Raw genomic sequence first — 21,406 nt, 5'->3', positions numbered from 1 at the left:
CCTCTTCAACGAAGCGCCTCATCGATTCCCCCAAAAGAATCACTGGAGAATCATAACAGCCGCGCAGCGTTTTCACACAGCCAGGGTCATTCGCGTCGGCATTGCCATGTCCGCCTCCTGGTCCGCTATCGACAATACCCAACCTTACCGACCGAGTAGGTGTGGATCTCGACCGATTAGGACTGCCGTCCGTTATCGGCCTGACCGTCCGTCAGCTGACGCGACAGCGGCGGCCATGCAGAATGAGCGCTCTCGACCACACAGGAGGCGCGCAATGGAGTTCTTCTGCGGGCTGGATGTCGGCATGGATCGAACCACGATTTGCGTGGTCGACGACAAGGGCGAAGTGCTGCTGGAGGTCGCGGTGATGACCGACCCGAATGCGGTCAGGGGAGCACTGGCGCCATATCTCGGCCGCTTAAGGCGGGTCGGCCACGAGGCCGGGGCGCTGTTGCCGTGGCTGCATCCCGAGTTGCTCAAGCTTCGCCTGCCGGCGATCTGCCTGGAGACCCAGCATGTGCGGGCGGCGCTGAAGGCGCAGCGCAACAAGAGCCCGCGCTGGCGCAGAGCAGGCTGAGGGTGCGCTGGATCGGGCTGGGCCGAGCATCACACCCCAGGCAATCAAAACCTCGCCAGCCAGGCCCGCAAACGCATGAGGACTGACTCGAAGAGCTACCGGCGCGACTACCTCCGCGCGCTCGCCCAACGCGTCGAAGTGGACGCGAAAGAGCTTCGCATCATGGGATCGAAAGCGCGCTCCTGCGCACGCTGGTCGGTGCCTCGGGCGCAAAGACGGCCCAGTTTGGTACCGAAGTGGCGCACGCGACACGATTCGAACGTCTGGCCTTCGCCTTCGGAGCGCACCCGGCATCGGTGTTCAATCCGCCACACGCACGCGCAGCGACAAATCTGCGCGGCGGTCGGGATCGTTCGGCCGTGGCCGCGAAAAATGTTGGCCTTTTCGTTGGCTTTCGTTGAAATCGCACAAAAATACATAAGCTAAGTCAGTAGGATGCGCCTATAGCGAGGCGCCCTCTTGCGGCACCAGCCTCTCCTTCCGTCCCCGTCTCTCCTTTCCTGACGCGCCCGCTCGCCGCGCTCCATTTGCCGGTTAAGAATTGCTTAACCCAAATCGCGCCATCGTTCGGCGCGAGCGGCGGGATGAATGCCCGCACTGGCGGCTGGCGGCGATCCGGACGAGCGCGTCCGTCGCGTTCGAATCCCGCAGGTGCCGGTTGCGCTCGGGCGTACGCCAGCGGCCAAGCCGGTGGCGATCAGTATCCAGAGGTCATGGTGGGACGTCTCTCGCAAGGGCATGGCGCCTGTGCACGTGACGATTCGACCGGCACTGGCGATGCACCGGCTGCCGGCAGCGGCGCCGGACCAACGGCCGAAGACGCAACGCGAGACAAAGGCGAACCCGCGACATGAGCACGACTGCCCTCGACAGCCACACCCAGTTTCAATCCATCGTCGGCCAGATCCGGACGCTCGCCTACAAATACATCGAGGACAAGGACTTCGTCAGCGCCCAGCTCGCGTTCCAGAAGCTGCTCGAGCTCGACCCCAAGGACATCAACGCGCGCTTCATCTATGCGCAGCTGATCGACGACGGCTCACACAAGAAGCGCGCCGAAGCGCGCGACATGATGCTGGCGATCCTCGACGAGAACCCTGAGATCTTTGAGCAGGCCACCGAAGGCAATCTGCACCTGATCCGCAGCGCCGCCGTGCGCTGCAGCCATGTCGGCCCGTTCACGCGCTCGATGGAGCTGTTCCGCAAGCTCGCGGCAGCCTCCAACCAGGCCGCCGACTATTTCTCGCTCAGCGAGATCCTGACCCAGGGCAACGAATTCGAGGAAGCGGTCGCGGCGCTGGAAAAGGCGATCAAGCTCAACCCGGCCTATGACAACCCGATCAACCGCGAGACGCTGGAGCTCGCGCGGTCGAACGCCAAGAAGGGCAAGGCCAAGGAAGCCAAGGGCCGCGCCAAGGTCGGACGCTATCCGGAGACCAAGGACTTCCTCGGCGACCTGCAGACGCTGATCACCAGCCACATCGCGGTGAACCTCGCCGCCGCGCCGAAATTCCTCGACAAGAGCACCCGCTTCTTCACCATGGGCTCGTGCTTCGCGCGCAACCTCTCCAAGAGCCTCACCGACAGCGGCTATGCCAGCCACCACATGGAGATCTCGGAGTACATCAACACGACCTTCGCCAACCGCGTGTTCGTCGACTGGCTGCGCGACGCCCAGATCGATCCCGAGATCCGCGAGCGCATCGTCGAGTTGCTGCCGCCGGGATCGAGCAAGGAGAATACGCTCGCCGTCATCAAGCAGGCCGACGTCTTCATCCTGACGCTCGGCGTCGCCGCGGCGTTCTTCGACCGCGAGACCGGCGCCTTCGTGCTGCCGCGGCCGACCGCGCTGAACTCGCGGGCGCTGGCCGAGAAGTACAAGTTCCGCACCGCCAGCGTGCAGGAGAACGTCGACAACGTGCTCTATCTGATCGAGTTCATCCGCAGCATCCGGCCTGGCATCAAGGTGATCGTCACCGTGTCGCCGGTGCCGCTGCTCACCTCGTTCGAATATGAATCGGTGGTGCAGGCCGACTGCCTGTCGAAGAGCACGATGCGGCTGGTCGCGCATGAGGTCGTCAACAATTCGAACCTCGAGGACATCTGGTACTGGCCGTCGTTCGAGGTGTTCCGCTGGGCCGGCTCCAACGCCTCCAGCTTCTTCGCCGCCGATGACGGCGCCGCCTGGCACGTCTCGGAGGACAAGGTGTCCGCGACGGTGCGCGCCTTCGTGCAGACCTTCTCGCCGGCCTGAGCGCGCGAACGGCTGCCTCAGGGCAGCCGCTTCTTCCAGAGGCGGATGACCAGGATGCCGGCCTGGGCGTAGCCCGGCGGCGAACTTTCAGTGCCGAACGGCGTCTTCGAATACAGCGAGCTCGAAACCAGGAAGCCGCCGACATACGGCTCAGGCAGGCCCGACAGCGCCAGGAAGCAGCGGTGCGTGAGCAGGCCGTCCTCCGGCAGATTGCCACGCACCAGCCGGCAATCGCCGATGCCGGTGAATGCGATGCCGTTGAGCTGGCCCTCGGTGTAGGTGCCGAGCAGGGTCGGATCCATCGCCTGGCCGACGCAGACCCGCATCTCGCCGATGCTCTTGTCGCCGGTCTCGGTCATGCGGCCGTCAGCCGGCCGGACCCCGACGGAGTGGATCGAGAGCTGATCCTCCAGCGCCGGCGCGAAGCCGGTCTTGGTCGGCGCGCAGAAATCCGACGGCACGACGCGGCCCTGGCGCACGCTCCGCGCAATGTAGATCTCTTCGACGTTGTCGTCGCCGGACTGCGCCCGGCCCGGCCCGCTGGCGGCCAGCAGCGTCACGGCCGCCAAGAACACTGCAACGATCACCCGGCGCATGCGCGCATCCTTCCCCCGAATCGATCGGTCTCCCTATCGGATTCGGCGAAGCTTCTGAACAGCACCAACGAACAGTACACGTACATACGATCATACCTCAACCCCGGATCTCACCGGCAGCATGAAACACCGCGCCTTGACGGTAATTTGGTAGCAACAGTCGGGTGTGCCGGATCGTGTCGCCCACCGCCCACGTGCTGCCGCCGGTGGATTTCCGGATGGGCTCGTCCAGAACTCCCCTCGTCCTGAACGGACGTCCCCGCGGCGCCGGAAAGGTTTCGAGAAAGATGGCGCACCGATCCGCAGTGCCGTGTGCCGGCATCCGGCTTCATTCGCGCTTGCCATGCGGAGCGTGACGGGGGTCACATCGGACGGTCGCGCCGGCGCCTAAACCTTCCCGCAGCCAACAAAGGGGAGCTTACTCGATGCGCAAGATGATCCTGATCGGAGCCATGGTGCTCGCATCCGCCACAGTCGCGCAGGCCGAGGGCACACGCAGCCTGTCGCTGTCGTCGAACGACGCCGCCGCGCGGGCGCCGCGTCCGACCTACGTCCAGCAAGCCGGCGAGGTCACCGTCACCCCGGCGCCGGTGCCGGCCGTCGCGGCCGAGGTCCAGCCCGCTGCGCAACCGGTTGCGCCAGCGGCCCCGGCCGCCGCACCGCCGCCGCCGCAGCCCACCGCCGCTGCGGCGCCGGCACCGCAGCCGGGCTCTGTGCAGCAATCATCGCGGCGGTCGAAATCGGCGCGCTCCGACCGGACGCGCCGCAAGAGCTGGACCGAAGCCCGCATCGTCCGCGAGCTGCATCGCCACGGCATCTATTGGTGAGCATCCGCCAATAGGCGACAAACGAAGAAGGCCGGGCGAATGCCCGGCCTTTCGCGCGAGGAGACCCTGCAGCGAGGCATCACTGCGAGATGGTCTGGATCACGCTCGAGATCGGCCGCGCATTGGTCATTGTCGTCGGCAGCTTCGGATCCTGGCCGATCATCGCGTCATATTCCGGCAGCGTGTCGAGCGTGCCCTTCGGCTTCATCGCGACCACCTTGTAGCCGCCGGCCTTGAGCCGCCGCAGCAGGGTCGGCAGCGCCAGCGCAGTGTTCTTCTGGAAGTCGTGCATCAGGATGATGCCCTTGCCCTTCTTGTCGAGCCCGGTCATCACGGTGTTGACGACCTGGTCGGCATCCTTGGAGCGGAAGTCGAAGCTGTCGACGTCGCAGGAGAACATCGCGACATTGCGGCTGCCGAGATAGGCCACGGCAGAGGGCCGGTGCTGCAGTTGCGGGAAGCGGAAGAACGGCGCCGGGTTGCTGCCGAGCGCGAACTTGACCGCGCTGAAACCCTTCTCGAGCTCCTCCTTGGCCGTCTCGTCGGTCATCTTCTTGCCGTTCAGATTGGCGTGCGACCAAGTATGAACGCCGACGACATGCCCGGCGGCCAGCACCTGGCGCAGGATCTCCGGATGATAGGTGGCATGCTTGCCGATCGTGAAGAAGATGCCGGTGGTGCATTCGTCGGCCAGCGCCTTCAGCACCGCCGGCGTGTTGACCGGCCACGGGCCGTCGTCGAAGGTCAGCACCACCTCGTGGTCGGCGAGGAAGTCGAACTGCTTGAAGTGATCGAGACCGAAACCGGGGCCGCCGGTGGTGTCGACCATGACGGTGCGGGAGATGCCGAGCGCGTCCGGATTGGCGCAGGTCGATCTGGGCTGCACCGGCGCCGGCACGCTCGCGGCCGTGCGCGTGGGAATGGTGCCGGTGGTCTCGACATCATCCTTCGCGCTGGCCTTGGCGGCGACGCGCGCCGGAGGCGGCGCCGGCTCGGAGGGCTTCGCCGCTGCGCTCTGCGCGGCGGCCTTGGCGGCGCTGGGCTTCGATACGTAGTACCAGACACCGGTGATCGCCAACGCCGCGACGACGGTGGCCAGCAGCAAGCCTAACGCATTACGCATGGTTACTCTTCCCGAAAACGCGAGACACTCGATGGCGGACGCAACGCTGTCCGCCTCCTTCAATTAGCTTCCATTAGTGCCAACGATTCCTTAACGCGGTGCCAACACGACCAGGATCGGACAAGATTTCCAGGATGATGCCCGCAGCGAAGCGGCCGTTCACCGGAGCGACATGGCGCCGCGGCCATCGGCCTGCCGAAACTGCCGACCAGGTTTGGATCTGGCGTGACCCGCATCACGGTTGCCAACAGGGCATCCCGCCATGATGGACGCATTGAAACACACGGCCCCGCCAACATGCGGCGCCAATGGGAGCCAGCCATGACGAAGTCCTTCAATCTCCTGCGCAAGGCCGCTCTGGCGGCCGCCAGCGTCGCAGCCGTCTCGACCTTCTCCTCGACGGCAAGCTTCGCCTTCAGCGCCGAGGCGCAGCAGATGTGCACCGGCGACGCCTTCCGGCTGTGCAGCAGCGAGATCCCCAACATCCCGGCGATCACCGCCTGCATGATCAAGAACCGGTCGTCGCTCAGCTCCGGCTGCCGCGTCGTGCTCGACCGCGAGATGTCCAAGCGCAGCGGCAAGGTCGCGGATGCCAACGAGGCCAATTGAGAGCGCTTCCGGCTCCCCTGCGCGCCCCGGCTGCGACCGAGGCGCTTGCGACGGCCGGTTGCGACCACTAAAAGCGCCGCCAAACGTTCAGTCCCGGGAGCGAGGCGCCAGTCATGAACAAACTCTCTCTGATTATCCCTCTGGTCCTGATGGCGTCGACGGCCTCAGCCCAGCAGCAGCCCGGCCAGGATGCGTGCGCGCGCGACGTCTCGCGGTATTGCCGCGCGGTGATGAACAACGGCGATCAGGCGGTGCTGGCCTGTCTCAAGGAGCATCGGGCCAAGCTGTCGAAGGCTTGCGAGAAGGTGCTGACCGAGCACGGGCAGTAAGCGCCTGCTCAGTGCAGATGGTCCGGAGCTACGGCCCGCTGCGAGCCGCCGAGGCGACAGCAGGCGCCTGCTCGGCGGTGCGGTCGATATCCTCCTTGGCGCGGACCGAGCCGAACGGCCGCTCCAGCATGCGGCGGATGCGCACCGGGTCGGTGCCGATGTGGAAGTCGATCGCGCGCTTGTGCAGCTCGCGCTCGGCGCGGGTCGAGCGGTTGCGCTGACGCAGATAGTCGATCCAGGTCGGGCAGTGATAGCGCTCGGTCCATAATTCGGGGTCGGCGATGTCGCGTGCGATCGACCAGCCATAGGCGCCGTTGCGCTGGCGGCTGAGCTGCACGTCCTGCATCAGGTCGTGAAACGCGCGGGCATTGTCTTCAGCGACGCGGTACTCGATCTCGACCACCAGCGGCCCCGAGCGTGGCGTCAGCTCGAGTTGCACCTCCGGATCGGCCAAGGTCTCGCCGTCCTCGTTGCGGGCCCCGATCGGCGGCATCCGCAGCCACAGGCCGAGCAGCGGCGACACCATCATCAGCGCTCCCGACGCCAGCAGCGCGACCTCGACGCCGGCGGCGTCGGTGAGACGTCCCCAGCCCCAACTGCCGATCGCGATGCCGCCGGAGATCGCGGCCTGAAATGCCGCCAGTGCGCGGCCCGCAACCCAACGGGGTGCCGAAAGCTGCACGCCGATGTTGAACAGCGCCACCGCCAGCATCCACACCGCACCGGCGATGACGAGCGCCGCCGCCGTCAGGACCGGCGCGGTGCTGAGCGCGACGGCCGCGGTGGCCGCGCCCAAGGTGAGCGCGCAGGTGCGGATCGCGGCCTCACCAGACAGCCGCTTCCTGATCTCGCCGATGTTGAGCGCGCCGACCACCGCGCCCATGCCGAAGGCGCCGAGCATGATGCCGTAGGTCTGCGCGCCGCCATGCAGCAGGTCGCGCGCGACCAGCGGCATCAGCGCCGAGATCGAGCCGCCGATGATGCCGGTGACCAGCGTGCGGATCAGCACGATCCGGATCGACGGCGAATGGACGATGTAGCGGACGCCGGAGACGATGGCGCGGTTGAGCGGCTCGCGCGGCAGCCGGCTCGGCTCGACCACGCGCCGCCACAGGAACAGCGCCGCGAGCAGCGGCAGATACAGCAGCGCATTGGCCGCGAACGCGGCGACCGCGCCGGCGGCCGCGACCACGACGCCGCCGATCGCCGGACCGAAGCTGCGCGCGATGTTGTAGCTGATGCCGTTCAGCGCGACCGCGGCCGGCAGCGTCTCCGGCGGCACCTGCTCGCTGACGGAGGATTGCCAGGCCGGCCCCATCAGCGCCATGCCGCTGCCGATGACGAAGCACAGCGCGAGCAGGCGCTCCGGCGTCACCAGGCCGTACCATGCCAGCACCGTCAGTGTGGTGGCGCCGCCGAGCGCCACGGCGAGCGCGACCAGCGCGACGATGCGCCGGTCATACATGTCGGCGATGGCGCCGGCCGGCATCGAGATGAACATCACCGGCAGCATCAAGGCGGTCTGCACCAGCGCAACCTTGTCGGCCGACGACGTCATCTGCGTCATCGCCCAGGCGGCGCCGACCGCCTGGATCAGCAGGCCCAGGTTCGACAGCAGGCTCGCCAGCCAGATGCGGCGGAACACCACGTGCCGCAGCGGCGCGGCGATGCCTTCGGCGGCGAACAGCTCACGTTTCTGCGGCGCCTTCATGCGGGTCCGTCCACGTCGCCAGTTCGCCTTGAAGCTCGCATCGAACTATCGCTTGATTCCAGCTGGACCTATGTGATGCCTGCGAATGTCCGCCGCTGTCCAGTGCTGCCTGCAAAGGCCGGCATCGGGGATCGCGGCCAACGAACACAAATGAATGAGACCAAAGGGAGACCGCCGATGAAGCTGACGCGCCGCAACATTCTGCAGGGAATGGGAACCCTTCCCTTGCTCACCAGCGGTCTGCCCTTACCGGCACGCGCCCAGAGCGCGGCGGCAACGACGGTGGGCGACATTCCTCCGGTCCTGTTCGTGCACGGCAATGGCGACCACGCGGCATTGTGGATGACCACGCTGTGGCGGATGGAATCCAACGGCGTGCCGCGCACGCGTCTCGCTGCGCTCAACTTCACCGACCCGCTGGCGCGCAACGACGATGCCGTGGCGCAGCCGAACCGCTCGTCGACCGACGATCAGCGCCGCGAACTCGCCGAGGCCATCAAGGCACTGAAGGAGCGCACGGGCGCTGCGCGCGTCGCGCTGGTCGGCAGCTCGCGTGGCGGCAATGCGATCCGCAACGTCGTGAAGAACGGCGGCGGCGCCGATGTCAGCCACGCCGTGCTGTGCGGAACGCCCAATCATGGCGTGTTCGACTGGGAGGACAGTCCCGGCAGCGAGTTCAACGGCCGCGGCCCGTTCCTGCGCGGACTGAATGCCGGCGACACCGAGGTGACCGAGGGCACCGCCTTCCTGACGCTGCGCAGCGACGGGCTCGACAAATACGCCCAGGCCGACGGCCGCCTGGTCGGCAAGCCCGGCGTGCCGACCGGGATCACGTCCGAAGGGCCGGCGCTGAAGGGCGCAACCAATCTCGTGATCGGCGCGCTCGACCATCGCGAGGTCGCGTTCCACCCGCGCGCGTTCCGCGAGATCTACAAATTCATCGCCGGCCGTGAGCCGACGCAGATCGCGATCCAGCCCGAGCAGCAGGTGCGGCTCAGCGGTCTGGTGACGGGAACGCCGGGCGGCGCGCCGACCAATCGCCCGGTCGCGGGCGCAAGCGTGGAGGTCTATCGCGTCTCGAGCGAGACCGGCGCACGCAATGGCGAGCCTGTCTATCGCGGCCAGACCGGCGCCGACGGGCGCTGGGGTCCCGCGGAGGTCGATCCGACGTCCTATCTCGAGATCGTCCTGACCTCGCCGGGCGCGCCGGTCACGCACTTCTACCGCTCGCCGTTCCCGCGCTCGTCCGACGTCGTGCATCTGCGCGCGGCGCGGCCGCTCGGCCAGGCCGATGCCGGCGCCGGAGCGATTCTCATCATGATCAGGCCGCGCGGCTATTTCGGCCTGCCCCGCGACATCGTGCTGCTCGACGGCAAGGAACCAACCGACGTACAGAAGGGAATACCGACCGATGCGGCAACGACATTGCGGCTGCCTGCGGGCGACGTCGGACGCAGCGTCATCGGACTGTTCAACGAGGAACGCATCACCGCCCGTCTTTGGCCAGCATCGGAGAGCAGGATTGCGGTGATCGAGCTGACTAATTAGTTGCTGGAGTATGATGATACATCATAGCCTCGGAGAGGGCGGAAGCGCGCCCCTCTCGCTTGTGAGCGGGACGACAGAGTTACCTCTGGCAGAAGGCCGTCGTTGCGCGACGGCCCGTTGCGGCCCCGCAACCGAGGCTCGGTTGCTCGCGATGCAGCCGATCGGTGGTTCCAGGCTCGTGACAGCGTCGAGAGGCCGTGAATGAGTACCGCCGACGTCCATTATCTGCCGCAGGCACGATTGCCGCTGATACCGCCGACACCGCCGCGGGCGCCTGACAGCATGGGCGCGCTGCGCCGCGTGCTGATGATGGGCGACAACGCGATCGCGACCTGGAGCCAGCGCGCCTATGAGGACGACATCATTCGCGGCCGCTTCTTCGGCAGCTCCAGCTACATTCTCAATACGCCCGACACGATCAAGCACGTGCTGGTCGACAATTGGGAGAACTACGCCCGCACCGTCGGCGCCATCCGCGTGCTGCGTCCGGTGCTCGGCGAGGGGCTGCTGATCGCGGAAGGCAAGGCGTGGAAGCACCAGCGCCGGACGCTCGCGCCGGCGTTCACGCCACGCGCCGTTTCCGGCCTCATCCCGCACATGGTCGCGGTGAGCGACGAGACCGTCGCCAGGCTGAAGCAGCAATGCGGGCAGGCGCTCGACCTGCGCGAGATCATGCAGCGCATGACGCTCGACATCGCCGGCCGCACGATGTTCTCGTTCGAGATGGGCCGCCATGGTGCCACCCTGCGCGATTTCGTCTACGAGTATGGCGCGCGGCTGGCCAGCCCGCATCTGCTGGACATCGTGCTGCCGCTGTCCTGGCCGACGCCGCGCGACTTCGCGCGCCGGCGGTTCCGCAAGCGCTGGACCCGTTTCGTCGCCATGCTGATGGCCGAGCGCCGCGCCGCCGGCAAGCTGGAGGACGCACCGCCGCGCGACCTGTTCGACCTGATGGGCGCGGCACGCGATCCCGAGACCGGCGCGGCGTTCACCGATGCACAACTCGCCGACGAGGTCGCGACCATGATCCTCGCCGGCCACGAGACCACGGCAACGGCGCTGTTCTGGGCGCTGTATCTGATCGCGCTCGACCCGGCCAATCAGGACAAGCTCGCGCAGGAGGCCCGCGCCGCAACCGATCTCAGCGATCCGGATCAACTGCCGTTCACGCGCGCCGTGCTGGACGAGACATTGCGGCTCTATCCGCCCGCGTTCCTGATCGCGCGCGCAGCCAGCGGCCCCGACCGGATCGCCGCGTTCCAGGTGAGGCGCGGCGACGTCGTGCTGATCTCGCCGTGGCTGCTGCACCGGCACGAGAAGCTGTGGGATGCGCCCAACGCCTTCAAGCCCGAGCGATTCATGCCGGGCGCGCCGCCGCCGGAGCGCTTCGCCTATCTGCCGTTCGGAGCGGGCGCGCGGGTCTGCATCGGGGCTCATTTCGCCCTGACCGAGGCGGTGCTGGCGCTGGCACGGCTGGTGGCGGCCTTCGACATCGAAATGCTCGACGCCGCACCCGTGATGCCGGTCGGCGTGGTCACGACCCAGCCGGATCGCTCGCCGCTGTTCAAGCTCACGCCCAGGGCGGGCGTCTGATCCCGGCGGCGGCCGGGCCATCGCTTCGTCTCTTGCTTGTGGGTTTGCTAGGCACCATCTTAGCACGCCATGAGCGACATCCAGGCCCAGCTTTCGGTTCTGAAGCAGACCGCCGATCCGGCCGTTGCGGACGCGATCACACGGTTGATTGAGGCGGGTGAAGATCACGAACTCAACCGTATCAATGCCCTGGAGTTCTCGGCGCGCGCCGGTCTCGATGAAGAACGGGTTATTTCCGGGTTCCTGCATGCTGCACGGATCGGCTTGTTCGATCTGACCTGGAACGTGCTCTGTCCTGGCTGCAGCGGCGTGCTGGATGCGCACGCCACGCTGAAATCTCTCCGCCATGACGATTACCATTGCGGACTATGCGCTTGCGGCTACGAGCCTTCCATCGACGAGCAGGTCGAAGTTGCTTTCACCGTGAGCTCCAAGGTCAGGAGCATCGCCGCTCACGATCCGAACACGCTGCCGCTCTGGGAGTATTACAAGCAGGTCTTCTGGAGTTCCGGGATCGACCTCGACCGGGAGACTTTTGCCTCGCTCAGCGAAGAAGTGACGCTTGATGCGCTCGAGCTGCCAGCCGGTGAAAAGGCCGTGCTCTCGCTGCAGCTCCCATCCGATTTCATCATCATCTTCGAACCGGTGACGCATTCTGCGCATTTCATCGACGTTCAGGGCGAGCCCACCAGGGAACGCCAGCAGCTCGGACTACTATTCAACAGGGCGCATCCTCCGACCGGATCGATCACGTTGCGTCCAGGCCCGCTGCGACTGGCGCTCGACAATCAGGCCGGCGTACGGACGCTGCCGACCGTCTTCGTTGCCGGCGATGCGCTCCACCATCTCCTTGGCAAGCGCCGGCCTTTCCTGACCGCCAAGCGCATATTATCCAACCAGACCTTCCGCGACGTGTTCAAGGCGGACAATCTCAACATCGACCAGCGGCTGAAGATCACCTCGCTGACCTTCCTGTTCACCGACCTCAAGAGCTCGACCGCGCTGTATGAGCGTGTCGGCGATCTCGCGGCCTTCGACCTGGTGCGCGCCCATTTCCGCGCGCTGCTGGAGATCATCAACGCCGAGAAGGGCGCGGTGGTGAAGACGATCGGCGACGCCGTGATGGCAACCTTCGTCAAGCCCGAGCATGCGCTCGCCGCCGGCCTGCGCATGCGCGCGGCGATGCAGCGGCTCAATGCCGAGCGCGGCACCGAGGACCTCGTGGTCAAGATCGGCATTCACGAGGGGCCGTGTCTCGCGGTGATGCTGAACGACCGCCAGGACTATTTCGGCCAGACCGTCAACATCGCCGCCCGCGTGCAGAGCCTGTCGACCGCGCAGGAGATCCATCTCACCGCGCCCGTGATCGAGAGCCCCGGCGTCGCCGACATCCTGCGGGGCGCGAAGATCGCGCCAATCCAGAAACAGGCTGCGCTGCGCGGCATCGCCGACCGCATGATGGTGTACGAAATCCCCTGAGCCTTACCGAAATGTCATGCAGTCCGAAGGTCGCAGCGGATTGCCGGCACAGCGTGGCATTCGCATATAGTGAGCAGTCGCCGGCCGGTTTGCGGTCCACTACGGATCTGACAACGAAAGGACGCCATGCTCGAAGGATTGCGCCAATTCATCGCCGACGTCGTTTCGCCGCACGAGACCCCGGCGTTCGACGACAATGGCTATCAGCTCGCGGCGACGGCGCTGCTGATCCACGTCATCTCGCTGGACGGCGAGCCGAGCGAGATCGAACGGCGCAAGCTGCATGGCCTGATCGAGCTGCGCTTCGGGCTCGACCCCGGCAGCGCCGACCGGCTGATCGCCCAGGCCATGCTGGCGGAGGGCGACGCCGTCGATCTCTATCGCTTCACCAGCGTGATCATGCGCGAGGTCGATGAAGCCGGCCGCCTGCGCATCGTCGAGATGATGTGGGAGCTGGTCTTTGCCGACGGCAAGGTGACGGAGTTCGAGGACAATGTGGTCTGGCGCGCCTCCGAGCTGCTCGGCATCTCCACGCATGACCGCGTCGACCTCAAGCACCGGGTGGCGTCGCGGAAGTCCGGCGCCCCTGCTTGAACCGCCTGGCTCCGGGCGGAACCGACTTCATGCGGAGATGAACAAACTTTAATTTTGTTTCCGAACCCCCCCGTTCATGTAAACCCATGTGAATCTGAGGCTATTGCCGCAATCCCGCGCAAGGCCATGGAGCACGGTGTCTTGCATGTTCCCGTCCCGCTATGCTCTCGTCCGCCGCGATTGGATGATGTGCGGATTGTGATCGAAGAGCAGGATCGTGGGTGAACGTGTCACGCTCGTAACAGGTGCCTCGGCCGGGATCGGCAGCGAGTTGGCGCGCGTATTTGCCGCGAACGGGCACCGGCTCGCATTGACGGCCCGGCGCGAAGACCGGCTCGCGGCGCTGGCCCAGGAGATCGCCGCCAAGGGCGGCCCGGCGCCGCTGGTGATCCCCTGTGACCTCACCTCCGCCGACGCCGGCGCGACCATCGAGGCTGCGCTGTCGGCTGCCGGCCTGGAGCTGGAATATCTCGTCAACAACGCCGGCTTCGGCCTGTTCGGCAAGGCGGTACAGCTCGACCGCACCGAGCAGCTCGACATGATTTCCGTGAACGTTCGCGCCCTGACCGAGCTGTCGCTGCGCTTTTCCGAGCAGCTGATCCGCAACAAGGGCGGCATCCTCAATCTGGGCTCTGTGGCCGGGTTCCTGCCGGGTCCCGGCATGGCCGTCTATTACGCCTCCAAGGCGTATGTGATCTCGTTCACCGAGGCGCTGCGCAAGGAGCTGGCGCCGCATGGCGTCCGGGTCACGGTGCTGTGTCCCGGTCCGGTGCCGTCGGAATTCCAGGACCGCGCCGGCTTCAAGCCGGGCGTGGATTCGGTGATCCTCAACGTCTCGCCCAAGGCGGTGGCGGAAGCGGGCTATCGCGGCTTGATGGCCGACAAGCGCGTGGTGCTGCCCGGGCTCGGCATCAAGATCGTGCCGTTCATGCTGCGCTGGTTCCCGCGCGGCTTCATCCTCGCCGCGGTCGGCCGGCTGCAGCTGAAGCGGACCTGATCGCGCTGGCCCGGCGCTTGCTTTGCAATGTGCGCTCGCTCACGCGCCGTTAACCTTTGCTTAGCTATGATCGCCAGGTGATGCTCAGGCAAGACCCTTCGCTCCATCCGAACGGGCCCCAGGCCGACGTTCGGCAGCTCCATCCGAAGCCGGCCATGGCGGCTGCGCCGCAGCGGCCCGTCCTCATCATCCTGCACCAGGAAACGTCGAGCCCCGGCCGGGTCGGCAATGCGCTGCGCGCCCGCGGCTATCCGCTCGACATCCGCCGGCCGCGGTTCGGCGATCCGCTGCCGGAGACGCTCGATGGGCATGCGGGTGCCGTAATTTTCGGCGGTCCGATGAGCGCGAACGATCCGGACGACTTCGTCCGCCGCGAGATCGACTGGATCGAGGTGCCGCTGCGGGAGCAGCGTCCGTTTCTCGGGATCTGCCTGGGCGCGCAGATGCTGGCGATCCAGCTCGGCGCCCCGGTTGCGCCGCATCCAGAGGGGCGCGCCGAGATCGGCTATTATCCGATCCGCCCGACCCGGGCCGGGCGCAAGCTGTGCCCGCATTGGCCCGATCACGTCTATCACTGGCACCGCGAGGGCTTCGATCTGCCCGATGGCGCCGAGCTGCTTGCCGAGGGCGGCGACTTTCCGGTGCAGGCCTATCAATACCAGAACGCGACCGGGCTACAGTTCCACCCCGACGTGACCTACGCGATGATGTGCCGCTGGACCACGCGCGGTCATGCCCGGCTGGACACGCCCGGCGCCCGTCTGCGCCACCATCATTTCGAGGGCCGCGCCGTGCACGATGCGGCCGAGCGGGCGTGGCTGGCGCAGTTTCTGGATGGCTGGCTGATGCGCGAGCCGGTGGCGGCGATGGCCGAGGCGGCGGAGTAGGACGGGCGTCCTGGTCAGTCGATTGTTGGGAATCTTTGTCATTCAGCCCGCCGTCGCCCTTCGGGCTCTGGCGCGGCAACCTTCGCACGCTTCGCTATTCATTTGCTGAAGCGGCTTGCCGAGCCGAAGCTCGCGAAGCGAGCGAAGGTTGGTGGAGCCAGGCGGGATCGAACCGCCGACCTCGTCATTGCGAACGACGCGCTCTCCCAGCTGAGCTATGGCCCCGTAACACGACCGCCTCGATGTTGGGAAAAGGCAGCCGGCAGATCGGGCGCCATTTACAGTGGGTGCCGAGGTCAAGTCAAGAACGGTCACATCGCCCGTTAGCCTTGACGGGCACCGTCCCTTGTTTGCGCGGGAGGGAACAGATATCTAACCGGGTGATATCTCGTTCCAGGAACCCCGGATGATACGCCTCTTAGACTTCGTTGACTGGCTTCTCGGCCTGTACGTGTTCATCCTGGTCGTTGCGGCAATCATGTCCTGGCTGGTCGCGTTCAGCGTCATCAACGTCCGGAACGACTTGGTCCGACAGGTGCTTTACACGCTTGATGCTCTGACAGAGCCCGCGCTCCGACAGATTCGGCGCTTCGTGCCTCCTGCCGGAGCGCTGGACCTTTCGTTTCTCGTTCTCTTCATCCTCATCCAGTTCATCCGGTTCGTGATCATCCCGGCGCTTCAGGGTCTGTTTGTCTAGCGCCTGCGCGCACTGACGTAGACGCGCGGGATTCAAGGGTGCTGCTTGCGTCAACTCAGGTCTGCTGCTGATTCGGATCGAGGGTCCCTATCGATGGTCCCTTGGCGATGTTCGAAGGGCGGCGTCACCCTCGCATTGCGGGTGACCCCACGCGGCGGCCGGGACGCCTTCGATGGCGTCGAGACGCTGTCCGACGGCCGCGATGTGCTGAAGGTCCGGGTGCGCGCGATCGCCGATGGCGGCGAGGCGAATCGCGCCGTGACAGAGCTGCTCGCCAAGGCGATCGGCGTCACCAAGGCCTCGGTGCGAATCACCTCTGGCACCACCTCACGGCTGAAACAGGTCGCCATCGACGGCGATCCGTCCGCGCTCGATCAGGCCTTGCGCGACCTCCTTGCAGCCCATAAGCCGACCCGGAAACAACGAGAATAGACGCAAGAAGCGCGAGCCGAGGCCTTTCGGCTTCGCAAGCGGCGATCTTCACCCTCCCCTGGAGGGGGAGGGTCGCCTCACGGTGAGCGAAGCGAGCGTGAGGCGGGGTGGGGTGATCTCTCCACCGGTACCGGCATCCGTGGCTTCACCCCACCCCGCTCGCCCGCTTCGCGTGCGATCGACCCTCCCCCTCCAGGGGAGGGTGGGAGCACGCGGCCAGCGTCTTGCTCGATGAACAGCCTTTGAACCGAGGATAGAGCAAAATGACCGCGCGCATCATCGACGGAAAGATCATTGCAGCCGACCTGCGCGCGCAGGTCGCCCGTGAGGTCGAGCGGGTCAAGCGCGACCATGGCCTGACACCAGGCCTCGCCGTGGTGCTGGTCGGCAACGATCCGGCGTCCGAGGTCTATGTCCGCAGCAAGCATACCCAGACCCAGGCGGCCGGCATGGCCTCGTTCGAGCACAAGCTGCCGGCCGACGTGTCGCAGGGCGAGCTGCTGGCCTTGATCGGCAAGCTCAACCGCGATCCCGCCGTACACGGCATCCTGGTGCAGCTGCCGCTGCCGAAGGGGCTGGAGACCGAAGTCGTGATCAATGCGATCGATCCGGCCAAGGACGTCGACGGGCTGCATCCGCACAATGCCGGCCGGCTCGCCGGCGGCCAGCCGGCGCTGGCGCCGTGCACGCCGCTCGGCTGCATCATCCTCAGCAAGACCGTGCATGGCTCGCTGGAGGGCATGAACGCGATCGTGATCGGCCGCTCGAACCTGGTCGGCCGTCCGCTGGTCCAGCTCCTGCTCAACGAGAACGCCACGGTGACGATCGCGCATTCGCGCTCGCGCGACCTGCCGGCGCTGACCGCGCGCGCCGATCTGGTCTACGCCGCCGTGGGTCGCCCGGAGATGGTGAAGCGCGACTGGATCAAGCCGGGCGCGACGGTGATCGACGTCGGCATCAACCGCATTCCGACGGCGGAGGGGAAGACGAAGCTGGTCGGCGACGTCGCCTATGCCGAGGTGGCGGAGGTCGCCGGCGCGATCACGCCGGTGCCCGGCGGCGTCGGCCAGATGACGGTGGCCTGCCTTCTGGTGAACACGCTGCGCGCCGCCTGCGCGATCGCCGGGCTGCCGAAGCCGGCCGTCTAGGCCTTAGCCCGCGGCGGCTTCCAGCAGCCGCCGATAGAAGCGGATCATGTCGGCATAGCCCTCGACCGACAGCCGCTCATTGGTGCCGTGGAAGCGCTTGAGATCCTCCGTCGTCGCGCGCAGCGGCGAGAAGCGGAAGATGCTGTCGGCAATGCCCGCATAATGGCTCGAATCGGTGCCGGCGACCATCAGGCCGGGCGCCACCACCGCGTCGCTGAAGATCTCGCGAATGGCCCGGTTCACGAGCTGATAGGACGGTCCGGCGGTCGAGGTGACCGGCGGGGGCTCGCGGTTGCCGCGCAAGGACGTGATCGAGATGCGGTCGTTGGCCACGGTCTGCCTGACGTGGTCGATGATGCCCGCCTCGGTGTCCCCCGGCAGCAGCCGGAAATTCACGGTGGCGGAGGCGTTGCCCGGCAGCACGTTGTCCTTGTCGCCCGCGTTGAAGATGGTCAGCGCGGTCGTCGTACGGACCATCGCTTCGGCCGGACCGCTCTTGGCGAACTCGCCGAACAGCAGCGGTTTGGTCAGCCAGAGATTGGACAGCACGGCGCGGTTGATGCCGGTCATTTCCGGCGCCAGCGTATCAAACATCTCGCCGACCGTGCCGTCGATGCGCATCGGCAGCCGGTTGGCCTCGAGCTTCGCCAGCGCCGCACTCATCATGCCGATCGCGGTGTCCCGCGGCGGCATCGAGGAATGCCCCGGGTTGGCCTTGGCCGTCAGCACCAGGCTCGCATAGCCCTTCTCGGCAACACCGACCAGTGCCGCCGGCCTGTCGAGGCCCCTGATGCCGCCCTCCGAGATCAGCAGGCCCTCATCGATGACGAAGTCCAGCCGGACGTTGCGGGCGGCGAGGACGGCCGAGATGGCCTTGGCGCCCCGGGTGCCGCCGACCTCCTCGTCGTGACCGAAGGCGAAATAGATCGTGCGCTTCGGCTTGAAGCCGGCCTTGATCAGCGCCTCGGCCGCCTCCAGCATCGCATACAGATTGCCCTTGTCGTCCCAGGCGCCGCGGCCCCAGACGAAGCCGTCTTTGACGACGCCGGCAAACGGCGGCACGGCCCAGTCGGGCTCGGTGCCCGGCGCGACCGGCACCACATCCTGATGGGCCAGCAGCGCAATCGGCCTGGCCGCCGCATCCGAGCCCTTCCACAGGTACAGCAGGCTGTGCCCGGCCACGACCTCCTGTGTCGCGGCCGCATGAAAGGCCGGGAAGCTCGCCTCGATATGGGCCTTGAGCGCCGCGAAGGCATCGGCATTCAGCTCGGGATCGTCGGAGCTCGAAATCGTGCGAAAACGAACCGCCGCCGCGAGCCGCTGCGCCGCGGCCTCGGCATCGATGCTGATCTTCGGCAGCGCCGCGACATCGAGCTGCCGGGAGCCATGGCGGAACATGTTGACCAGCACGACCGCGACGAGCGCCGCGCCTGCCGCCAGGATGAGAAGACCAAGGTATCGAAGGGACCTGAGCAGGCGGCGCATTGCAGAACGCTCCAAGACAAGACGGCGCCGCAGATCCTATCTGCGACGCCGTGAAACTGCTCGGAGCGGACTCGAAAGTCCATCGCCTGGAGCCGCGAAGCGCTGCGTTTGGAGCTTCCGCGCGCCCTACTTCTTCGCCGCCTTGGCGCGGGCGATGCCCTCGGCGATCAACTGGTGGGCGTCGTCGGCGTTGCCCCAGCGCAGCACCTTCACCCATTTGCCGGGCTCGAGATCCTTGTAGTGCTCGTAGAAGTGCCGGATCTGCTGCAGCGTGATGTCCGGCAGGTCCGAATAGGTGCGGACCTTGTCGTAGCGCTGGGTCAGCTTCGAGGACGGCACCGCGATGATCTTCTCGTCGCCGCCAGCCTCGTCTTCCATCAGCAGCACGCCGACCGGGCGCACGCTCATGACCGCGCCGGGCACGATCGCGCGCGTATTGGCGACCAGCACGTCGCAGGGGTCGCCGTCATTGGACAGCGTGTGCGGGATGAAGCCGTAATTGCCGGGGTAGCGCATCGCCGTATAGAGGAAGCGATCGACGAACAGCGTGCCGGCTTCCTTGTCGAGCTCGTACTTGATCGGCTCGCCGCCGACCGGCACTTCGATGACGACGTTGACCTCGCGCGGCGGATCTTTCCCGATCGGGATGGCGTCGATGCGCATGGATGCTCCGTAGAACTTGAACGTTTGAGAACTTGAACGTTGAGGGTCGGACGCTCGACAGGCGAGCGCTGGCATTCGCAGTCGCAAAAAAATCGCGGCTGCGCAACAGCTACCTCAAGCCAACACTTTCAGTTCAATTCCAGTTCAATTCGGCAGCGCGTTAACGTTTAACGCGCCCGGAGCACGGCCGGCCCAGGCTCAGTTGGTCCAGGCAAAGGCAACCTTGTCGAGCGACTTCGGCCCGAAGCGCTCCGACGACCGCGCGACCATCCGGCCGCCCAAGGCGCGGTAGAACTCGGTGGCAGGATCGTTGTCGGACAACGCCCATACCACCATGCTCTTCAGGCCGCTCTGCGCGAGGTCGCGCTTGGCGGACTGGAAGAGCCGGCGACCGAACCCCAGCCCCTGAAATTCCGGTCGCAGATAAAGCTCGTAGACTTCACCGTCGAAGTGCAGGCTGCGGGCGCGATTGCGGCCGTAATTCGCATAGCCTGCGACCTTGTCGTTGAACACCAGCACGCTGACGCGGCTGCCTTTGCGGATCGCGCTGTCCCACCATTGGGGGCCGCGCCGGTTGATCAGCTTCTCCAGCTCTGCGCCAGGGATGATTCCCTGGTAGGCGGAACGCCAGGCTTCATCATGGGCTGACGCCACCGCAGCCGCATCTGCAGCCTTGGCCGGACGGACTTCGATCAGGGTTGTGCTCATGAGCGGATCAAAGCAAGTCGGCGGTCCGCCTTCAAGGTGCCACGTTAAAGATCGGTTAACCTGTGGACTTTCGGCATCACCGTGGCGGAAAGCTGTGCCGAAAAGGGACAAATTCGCAACATTGTTGAGGGTCGACGGTGCCCCGTCACCGCAGGTTCATACCACGAACTAAAAACTGCAACTCACTCGCGGTGGGCTCGGCTAGTGTGGCCGGAGCTCAACAACTTCCCGCCCGGCTGAATGGTGCTGCTTCGCTGCCTCTCATGGTTGATGGCGCTCGTCCTCGCGGGATCGAACGCCTGGGCACAGACATTCGGCCCGGCCTCGCCGGAAGGCGAGCCGGCCCGGCTGCAGCAATGGCTGGTGCCCTCGACCGAGCCTGGACTCCCCGCGCATGCGCTGCTGTATCGGCCTGCCGGTGACGGACCGTTTCCGCTGGCGCTGATCGCGCATGCCTCGACACAGAATGCGTTGCGGCGCGCGCAGCTGCCGCAGCCGAGCTACACGGCGATGGCCAGCGAGCTGGTCGCGCGCGGCTATGCGGTGCTGGTGCCGGAGCGGCTCGGGCATGGCCGTACCGGCGGCCCCTATGTCGAGGATCAGGGCGCGTGCGAAAATCCGGACTACGAGAAGGCGGGACGTGCCACGGCCACGCAGATTTCGCGCGCGCTTGCCTACATGCGCGAGCAGCCGTTCGCGGCGAAGGGCGGCGCCGTCGTCGTCGGCCATTCGGCCGGCGGCTGGGGCGCGCTGGCACTCGCCGATCAACCGCCGCAGATCGTCTCGGCAATCATCGTGTTCGCGCCCGGCCGTGGCGGCCATGCCGACGAGGTGCCAGGGCGCGTCTGTGCAGAGGCGCGCCTGCTTGATACGGCCCGCGCGTTCGGACGCGGCGCGCGCGTGCCGGTCACGTGGCTGGTCGCGGCCAATGACAGCTACTTTCCACCACCGCTTTCGCGTCGGCTTGCGGAGGCCTTCGACGACTCGGCCGGAGGCCGGGCGGACTTCAAGCTGTTGCCAGCGTCCGGCGAGGAGGGGCATTGGATGATCGAGCGCGACGACGGCGTGGCACTGGCGGCGGATTTGCTGTCGCGGGCGCTGACAACGACACGTCGATCGACGCATCCGATGCCGCCGAACTAGCAGGAC

General features: G+C 66.4%; 20 protein-coding genes, 1 tRNA gene and 1 pseudogene. 15 read left to right on the top strand and 7 right to left on the bottom strand.

The features are described from left to right. Positions 1 to 274: 274 nt before the first annotated feature. Together ACQR0W_RS10250 and ACQR0W_RS10245 are read left to right on the top strand one after the other, a co-directional pair. A pseudogene (locus tag ACQR0W_RS10250) lies at positions 275 to 559 on the top strand (IS110 family transposase); the annotation flags it as partial. A gap of 868 nt (positions 560 to 1,427) precedes the next feature. Continuing rightward, positions 1,428 to 2,831 (top strand): GSCFA domain-containing protein, encoded by a 1,404-nt coding sequence (locus ACQR0W_RS10245; RefSeq protein ID WP_315716721.1) that lies wholly within the window; start codon positions 1,428 to 1,430, stop codon positions 2,829 to 2,831. Between the two features lie 17 nt (positions 2,832 to 2,848). Here ACQR0W_RS10245 and ACQR0W_RS10240 read toward each other — a convergent pair whose 3' ends face one another. Further along, entirely contained in the window at positions 2,849 to 3,427 is a 579-nt protein-coding gene (locus ACQR0W_RS10240; protein WP_315716722.1) for a hypothetical protein, read from the bottom strand. Positions 3,428 to 3,852: 425 nt separating this feature from the next. On the opposite strand from ACQR0W_RS10240, the gene ACQR0W_RS10235 reads away from it, so the two are divergent. Further along, entirely contained in the window at positions 3,853 to 4,254 is a 402-nt protein-coding gene (locus ACQR0W_RS10235) for a hypothetical protein (RefSeq protein WP_315716723.1), read from the top strand. Positions 4,255 to 4,333: 79 nt separating this feature from the next. Here the strand turns inward: ACQR0W_RS10235 and ACQR0W_RS10230 are convergent, their stop codons facing one another. Continuing rightward, positions 4,334 to 5,377, bottom strand: a complete 1,044-nt coding sequence (locus ACQR0W_RS10230; RefSeq protein ID WP_316169978.1) for a polysaccharide deacetylase family protein — start codon at positions 5,375 to 5,377, stop codon at positions 4,334 to 4,336. 321 nt (positions 5,378 to 5,698) lie between these two features. On the opposite strand from ACQR0W_RS10230, the gene ACQR0W_RS10225 reads away from it, so the two are divergent. After that, a complete protein-coding gene (locus tag ACQR0W_RS10225; protein ID WP_316169979.1) occupies positions 5,699 to 5,986 on the top strand; it encodes a hypothetical protein in 288 nt (95 codons plus the stop codon). Between the two features lie 113 nt (positions 5,987 to 6,099). After that, entirely contained in the window at positions 6,100 to 6,315 is a 216-nt protein-coding gene (locus tag ACQR0W_RS10220; RefSeq protein WP_315716726.1) for a hypothetical protein, read from the top strand. Between the two features lie 28 nt (positions 6,316 to 6,343). On the opposite strand, the gene ACQR0W_RS10215 is transcribed toward ACQR0W_RS10220, so the two are convergent. Next, positions 6,344 to 8,026 (bottom strand): MFS transporter, encoded by a 1,683-nt coding sequence (locus ACQR0W_RS10215; protein ID WP_316169980.1) that lies wholly within the window; start codon positions 8,024 to 8,026, stop codon positions 6,344 to 6,346. 177 nt (positions 8,027 to 8,203) lie between these two features. Between ACQR0W_RS10215 and ACQR0W_RS10210 the strand changes: the two genes are divergently transcribed. The 6 genes from ACQR0W_RS10210 to ACQR0W_RS10185 all read left to right on the top strand — a co-directional run bounded on the left by ACQR0W_RS10210 (position 8,204) and on the right by ACQR0W_RS10185 (position 15,124). After that, the gene (locus ACQR0W_RS10210) at positions 8,204 to 9,574 is read left to right on the top strand and encodes a hydrolase (RefSeq protein ID WP_316169981.1); all 1,371 of its coding nucleotides are present in this window, start codon (positions 8,204 to 8,206) and stop codon (positions 9,572 to 9,574) included. A gap of 201 nt (positions 9,575 to 9,775) precedes the next feature. Then, a complete protein-coding gene (locus ACQR0W_RS10205) occupies positions 9,776 to 11,167 on the top strand; it encodes a cytochrome P450 (protein ID WP_316166437.1) in 1,392 nt (463 codons plus the stop codon). 69 nt (positions 11,168 to 11,236) lie between these two features. Then, positions 11,237 to 12,646 (top strand): adenylate/guanylate cyclase domain-containing protein, encoded by a 1,410-nt coding sequence (locus ACQR0W_RS10200; protein WP_315750559.1) that lies wholly within the window; start codon positions 11,237 to 11,239, stop codon positions 12,644 to 12,646. A 126-nt stretch (positions 12,647 to 12,772) separates the two neighbouring features. Further along, on the top strand, positions 12,773 to 13,240 hold the full coding sequence (locus ACQR0W_RS10195; RefSeq protein WP_315716731.1) for a TerB family tellurite resistance protein: 468 nt from the start codon (positions 12,773 to 12,775) through the stop codon (positions 13,238 to 13,240). 217 nt (positions 13,241 to 13,457) lie between these two features. Beyond that, positions 13,458 to 14,237, top strand: a complete 780-nt coding sequence (locus ACQR0W_RS10190; RefSeq protein WP_315716732.1) for an SDR family NAD(P)-dependent oxidoreductase — start codon at positions 13,458 to 13,460, stop codon at positions 14,235 to 14,237. An 80-nt stretch (positions 14,238 to 14,317) separates the two neighbouring features. Next, positions 14,318 to 15,124: a glutamine amidotransferase gene (locus tag ACQR0W_RS10185; RefSeq protein ID WP_315750557.1), complete on the top strand. Its 807-nt coding sequence runs from the start codon at positions 14,318 to 14,320 to the stop codon at positions 15,122 to 15,124. Positions 15,125 to 15,273: 149 nt separating this feature from the next. Here the strand turns inward: ACQR0W_RS10185 and ACQR0W_RS10180 are convergent. Further along, positions 15,274 to 15,349, bottom strand: a tRNA-Ala gene (locus tag ACQR0W_RS10180). Between the two features lie 181 nt (positions 15,350 to 15,530). Here ACQR0W_RS10180 and ACQR0W_RS10175 point away from each other — a divergent pair. The 3 genes from ACQR0W_RS10175 to folD all read left to right on the top strand — a co-directional run bounded on the left by ACQR0W_RS10175 (position 15,531) and on the right by folD (position 17,401). Then, positions 15,531 to 15,821, top strand: a complete 291-nt coding sequence (locus tag ACQR0W_RS10175) for a YggT family protein (protein ID WP_315740475.1) — start codon at positions 15,531 to 15,533, stop codon at positions 15,819 to 15,821. A 93-nt stretch (positions 15,822 to 15,914) separates the two neighbouring features. Beyond that, a complete protein-coding gene (locus tag ACQR0W_RS10170) occupies positions 15,915 to 16,253 on the top strand; it encodes a DUF167 domain-containing protein (protein WP_315825722.1) in 339 nt (112 codons plus the stop codon). 263 nt (positions 16,254 to 16,516) lie between these two features. Next, positions 16,517 to 17,401 (top strand): bifunctional methylenetetrahydrofolate dehydrogenase/methenyltetrahydrofolate cyclohydrolase FolD, encoded by an 885-nt coding sequence (folD, locus tag ACQR0W_RS10165; RefSeq protein ID WP_315825721.1) that lies wholly within the window; start codon positions 16,517 to 16,519, stop codon positions 17,399 to 17,401. 3 nt (positions 17,402 to 17,404) lie between these two features. On the opposite strand, the gene ACQR0W_RS10160 is transcribed toward folD, so the two are convergent. The 3 genes from ACQR0W_RS10160 to ACQR0W_RS10150 form a co-directional block, all read right to left on the bottom strand. Beyond that, a complete protein-coding gene (locus ACQR0W_RS10160) occupies positions 17,405 to 18,886 on the bottom strand; it encodes a M20 family peptidase (RefSeq protein WP_315825720.1) in 1,482 nt (493 codons plus the stop codon). Positions 18,887 to 19,012: 126 nt separating this feature from the next. After that, a complete protein-coding gene (gene ppa, locus ACQR0W_RS10155; RefSeq protein WP_315716738.1) occupies positions 19,013 to 19,549 on the bottom strand; it encodes an inorganic diphosphatase in 537 nt (178 codons plus the stop codon). 198 nt (positions 19,550 to 19,747) lie between these two features. Then, the gene (locus ACQR0W_RS10150) at positions 19,748 to 20,257 is read right to left on the bottom strand and encodes a GNAT family N-acetyltransferase (RefSeq protein WP_006611902.1); all 510 of its coding nucleotides are present in this window, start codon (positions 20,255 to 20,257) and stop codon (positions 19,748 to 19,750) included. Between the two features lie 240 nt (positions 20,258 to 20,497). On the opposite strand from ACQR0W_RS10150, the gene ACQR0W_RS10145 reads away from it, so the two are divergent. After that, the gene (locus ACQR0W_RS10145; RefSeq protein ID WP_316169983.1) at positions 20,498 to 21,400 is read left to right on the top strand and encodes an alpha/beta hydrolase family protein; all 903 of its coding nucleotides are present in this window, start codon (positions 20,498 to 20,500) and stop codon (positions 21,398 to 21,400) included. Positions 21,401 to 21,406 lie beyond the last annotated feature (6 nt).

The sequence above is a fragment of the Bradyrhizobium sp. HKCCYLRH1034 genome (assembly GCF_051168375.1).
Classification (GTDB): Bacteria; Pseudomonadota; Alphaproteobacteria; order Rhizobiales; family Xanthobacteraceae; genus Bradyrhizobium.
The sequence above is the reverse complement of the archived record's forward strand: the minus strand, read 5'-3'. Positions and strand labels throughout refer to the sequence as shown.